This window comes from Streptomyces sp. NPDC002386 (assembly GCF_053593175.1).
This window is the reverse complement of sequence record NZ_JBSFBX010000038.1, coordinates 1-4,050: the sequence shown is the minus strand read 5'-3', so window position 1 is coordinate 4,050 and position 4,050 is coordinate 1. Positions and strand designations below refer to the sequence as shown.

The 4,050-nt window shown below is 74.9% G+C and carries 5 protein-coding genes, 1 pseudogene and 1 riboswitch; of the genes and pseudogenes, 3 read left to right on the top strand and 3 right to left on the bottom strand.

All coding sequences use genetic code 11. The annotated features are described in order from the left end of the window. A pseudogene (locus tag ACWCPN_RS34775) lies at nt 1-288 on the bottom strand (hypothetical protein); the annotation flags it as partial. Between ACWCPN_RS34775 and ACWCPN_RS34770 the strand changes: the two are divergent. Both ACWCPN_RS34770 and ACWCPN_RS34765 read left to right on the top strand, forming a co-directional pair. Next, nucleotides 287-850 carry an RNA polymerase sigma factor gene (locus ACWCPN_RS34770; RefSeq protein ID WP_365129385.1) on the top strand — a complete coding sequence of 188 codons (564 nt, stop codon included), beginning with the start codon at nt 287-289 and terminating at the stop codon, nt 848-850. The pseudogene ACWCPN_RS34775 and the gene ACWCPN_RS34770 sit on opposite strands and share 2 nt — an antisense overlap. Beyond that, the gene (locus ACWCPN_RS34765) at nt 843-1,865 is read left to right on the top strand and encodes a CU044_5270 family protein (protein WP_451214573.1); all 1,023 of its coding nucleotides are present in this window, start codon (nt 843-845) and stop codon (nt 1,863-1,865) included. Before ACWCPN_RS34770 ends, ACWCPN_RS34765 begins: the two co-directional genes overlap by 8 nt. Here ACWCPN_RS34765 and ACWCPN_RS34760 read toward each other — a convergent pair whose 3' ends face one another. Next, nucleotides 1,866-2,714 (bottom strand): bifunctional 5,10-methylenetetrahydrofolate dehydrogenase/5,10-methenyltetrahydrofolate cyclohydrolase, encoded by an 849-nt coding sequence (locus ACWCPN_RS34760; protein WP_451214571.1) that lies wholly within the window; start codon nt 2,712-2,714, stop codon nt 1,866-1,868. Between the two features lie 21 nt (nt 2,715-2,735). After that, a riboswitch (ZMP/ZTP riboswitch) is annotated at nt 2,736-2,816 on the bottom strand. 292 nt (nt 2,817-3,108) lie between these two features. Continuing rightward, entirely contained in the window at nt 3,109-3,474 is a 366-nt protein-coding gene (locus ACWCPN_RS34755; protein WP_199213087.1) for a nuclear transport factor 2 family protein, read from the bottom strand. A 173-nt stretch (nt 3,475-3,647) separates the two neighbouring features. Here ACWCPN_RS34755 and ACWCPN_RS34750 point away from each other — a divergent pair, with 173 nt between their 5' ends. After that, complete coding sequence (locus ACWCPN_RS34750; RefSeq protein ID WP_451214569.1) at nt 3,648-3,947, top strand: hypothetical protein; 300 nt, start codon at nt 3,648-3,650, stop codon at nt 3,945-3,947. Nucleotides 3,948-4,050: the final 103 nt, after the last annotated feature.

Below are 4,050 nucleotides of genomic sequence, written 5' to 3'. Positions count from 1 at the left end.
GAACTGCTCGTTCGACATGATCTGCAGGCCCGGACGGGCCAGCTCGGCGCGCATCAGCAGCGCCATCACGCCGCCGATCAGGAAGAACGCGAACGCGGTGACCAGGTACAGCGTCCCGATCGTCTTGTGATCGGTGGTCGTCAGCCACCGCACGGCCCTGAAGTCTCTGATCCTCTTCACGTCCCGCCTGTGTCGCCACCCGCCCCGTCGGTCACACTCGGACGGCGCGAGAAGGATCACGGAGGAAGGGTGTGACGATCCGGCCGGTGCCGGACACGAACCGGACATGAGCAACGACGAGATCTTCGCCGCTGCCTATCGCGAGCACTACTGGGCGGTCAGCCGCTATGTCGCGAGGCGGCTGCGGGGTCGGGCCGACGAGGTGGAGGAAGTGGTGGCGGAGGTGTTCACGGTCGCCTGGCGCCGCCGGACCGACCTGCCCGCGGCACCGCTGCCCTGGCTGTACGGGGTGGCCCGCAACTGCCTGGCGAACGCGGTACGCGGTCAGGGGCGCCGGCGACGGCTGGTGGACCGGCTCGGCAACGACGAGGCCGCGCACGCCCGGCACATCGCGGCCGGCCCCGACGCGGAGGCCCCCGGCGGCTGGGTGCACGAGGCCCTGGACCGGCTGTCCCCGGCGGATCAGGAGGTGCTGCGCCTCGCGGCGTGGGAGGAACTGGGCGCCGACGAGATCGCGGTCGCCCTCGGCTGCGGCAGCAGGGCGGCGGCCATGCGGCTGCACCGGGCCAGGAACCGGCTGCGGGCCGAGATCGACCGGCTGCGCCCCCCGGTCGCGGCCGCGGCCGCACCCGCCGACGCGACCCCCTGCGAGGACGACCGACATGGCTGACGAACTCGAACTCCTGCGCCGCGCCGACCCGGTGCCGGACGACGGCCCCCGTTTCGCGGACGGTCCGCTGGACGCGCGCGCGGAGCAGCGGCTCCGGCGGCTGCTGGACGGACCCCGCCCACGGCGCCGTGCCCGGCCGCTCCAGACGTTCCGCGGCCGCGCCGCCCGCACCCGGCTGGTCTGGGGGCTCGCCGCCTGCGCCGTCGTCCTGGTGATCGCCGGCAACGCCGTGCTCGGCGATCCGGCCACCCCGCGGGCCGTCGCCGCACCGCTGCCGCTGACGGTGCGCGCCGGCTCCGCACCCGTGCCTCTGCGGGACCTCGTCCCCCTGGCCGACGCGGCCGCGTCGGCGGGCTCCCCGCGCCCGCGCAAGGGCACGCACGTGCAGTCGTGGAGCCTCGGCATGAGCGACAGCGGGCCCCCCGTCACCCTCCCCGAGGAGCGGGTGGTGCGCTGGCGGGCGGACGCGAGCCACACCGAGCTGGTCGTGGCGACCGACCCCCGACGGCCCGGCCGCCCCGTCCTCACCGACGAGGGCGGCGAGCCGCACCTGGTGTCGGACGGCCAGGTGATCAGCCGGACCACGTACCCGCCGATGTGGAGCGACGCCCCGCCCGAGGCGGCCCCGCCGCACACCGCGGCGCGGCTGCGCGCCTACCTCACCGAGATCGCCCGGCCCCCGGCCGACCGCGGCACGGCCCCGCTGAGCACCGCCGAACTGCTCGACGCGGTCGACGAACTGCTCGACCACTGGACCCTCGGCCCCCGCGAGTCGGCGGCCCTCGTCCGGCTGTTCGCGGCGACCGGGGGCCTCAGGCCGGCCGGCGAGGTGACCGACCGCCTGGGACGCCCCGGACACGCGTACGTGTACGACGCCAGGGGCGCGCGGCGCATGCTGATCCTGGAACCGCGCACCGGCGCGGTCCTCGGCATGGAGGAGACCTTCACCGAGGACGCCCCCGAGTACGGCGTGCGGGCCGGGGCCGTCATGAGCTACAGCGCCTGGATGCGCTGATCACACCCCGGCCTGCCGGGCGGCGGCGGTCACGGTCTGCTCCAGCAGCGTGGCGATGGTCATCGGACCCACACCGCCCGGTACCGGGGTGATCAGCGAGGCCCGTTCCACGGCGGAGTCGAAGTCGACGTCGCCGACGTTCCCCGGGTTGTAGCCGGCGTCGATCACGACCGCGCCCGGCTTGATGTCCTGCCCCGTGATCAGACGGGGCCGGCCGACGGCGGCCACGACGATGTCCGCCTCGCGCACGGCGGCGGACAGGTCCCGGGTGCGGGAGTGGCAGTAGGTGACGGTCGCGTCGCGGGACAGGAGCAGCATGCCGACCGGCTTGCCGAGGATCGCGCTGCGGCCGACCACCACGGCCCGCTTGCCGGCCGGGTCCACGCCGTACTCGTCGAGCAGCCGCAGGATGCCCCCGGGCGTGCAGGAGACGAACCCGGGCAGTCCGAAGCTCATGGTGGCGAAGGAGGCGAAGGTGACGCCGTCGACGTCCTTCTCCGGCGCGATCGCCTCGAACGCGGCCCGCTCGTCGACGTGGTCGCCCACCGGATGCTGCAGCAGGATGCCGTGCACGCCCGGGTCGGCCGACAACTTCCGCAGCGTGCCGACGAGTTCCGCGGTGGTCGTGGCGGCGGGCAGGGCCACGTGCCGGGACTCGATGCCCGCCGCGCGGCAGCGGTTCCGCTTCATGCGGACGTAGGTGACGGAGGCGGGGTCCTCGCCGACCAGCACCGTGGCGAGACAGGGCGCGGCGCCCGTCCGTCCGGTGAGGTCCGCCGCCCGCTTCGCGGTCTCCTCGACGATGCGCCGGGCGAGGGCTGTGCCGTCCATGAGCCGGGCCTGTGTCACATGCGCTCCTGAGCTGATCGATCTCATCGCCCAGGCGCGCGGCATCCGTCGGGGGCCGCTCCCCGGTGGTACTCCACCTCAGCGCCAGTCACGGCCCGCCGACAGCCTAACCGAGACTCCGGGGCGGCCTCGCGGGCGGAGCGGCGGCCCGCCTCCCGCCCGGCTCACCGGGGCCGGATCCGCCTGACGCGCCGGATCCGGGGCGGGCGCGGCAGCGCGGGGTGCGGACGCGGGCGCACGGCCCGCAGCAACGACCGGACCACGGCGGCGGACAGGTGCACACCCGCGGCGGACACCGGCGCGGACCGTCGCGGGCGGGTTCGCCCCAGCGCCGCCCGGGCCGAGAAGGTCCAGGTCAGCCGCGAGCTGACCTGCACCCTCGCGGTCTTCCTCCCTACTCGTCCCATGCCTGGATCAGAATCTGCTCGGCGATCTTCCCGTCGCGCAGGGTGATCATCGACTCGGCGAGGACCCGAGTGCCGTCTCCGTACTCGCAGGACTCGCAGTAGGCGGCGTGGTCGCCCTGGACGACGCACCGGTCCAGCTTGTGCGTCATGTCGCGGCTGTAGATGTCGTCGAGCATCGCGGCGATCTCGCCCCGGCCGCGCAGGATCCGGGGATGGCTCGGCTGGGTGTTGCGGTCGATGATGCGGATCTGCGCGTCGTCCGCGTAGAGGGACAGCAGGGTGTTCCCCGTGGTCCCCTCCACGCCCCGGCGCAGTGTCTCGATGTCGAAGCTGGAGCCTGTCGCGGTGCCCATGGTGACCTCCTTCAGGGCGCCCGCGGCCCGGCGGGAGAAGGGCGGCGCGAGCCCCATATCCGAGGCTCCTCCGCCCCGGCGGGCTCGGCAAGCGCAGCGGGCCCGGTCCGCCTGACGGGTGAGCACCGCCCGGCGCCCGTGTCCGGCGGGGGCCCGGCGCCGTTGCTGAGGACATGATCTCAACACGACGCATCGTCGCCGCCGTGGGTCTCGCCGCCGGGTTCGCGGGCCTCGCCGCGCCCATGGCCAGTGCGGCCGGCAACAGCGCAGCGGAGACCGGGCGGATCAGCCCGATGGCCACCCTGGACTCGCTCGCCACCACTGGGCTGCCCGCCGACCAGGAGGGCCAGATCCCGAAGGTCTCCGAGCAACTGGGCGGTCTGAATCAGCTCGGCTCCCCCGACGGACTCGGTCAAGTGGGCCGGCTCACGGATCTGGTCGCTCCCGTGACCGGCCTGCTGCCCGGCCTCTAGGCCCGAGCCCCGGTCCACCGGGGGGTGTCCCGGCCGGGACACCCCCCGGTGGGGCCCGCCCGGGCCCCCCCGGGCGCAAGGACCCAGCTTGAGCGCGGGGTCC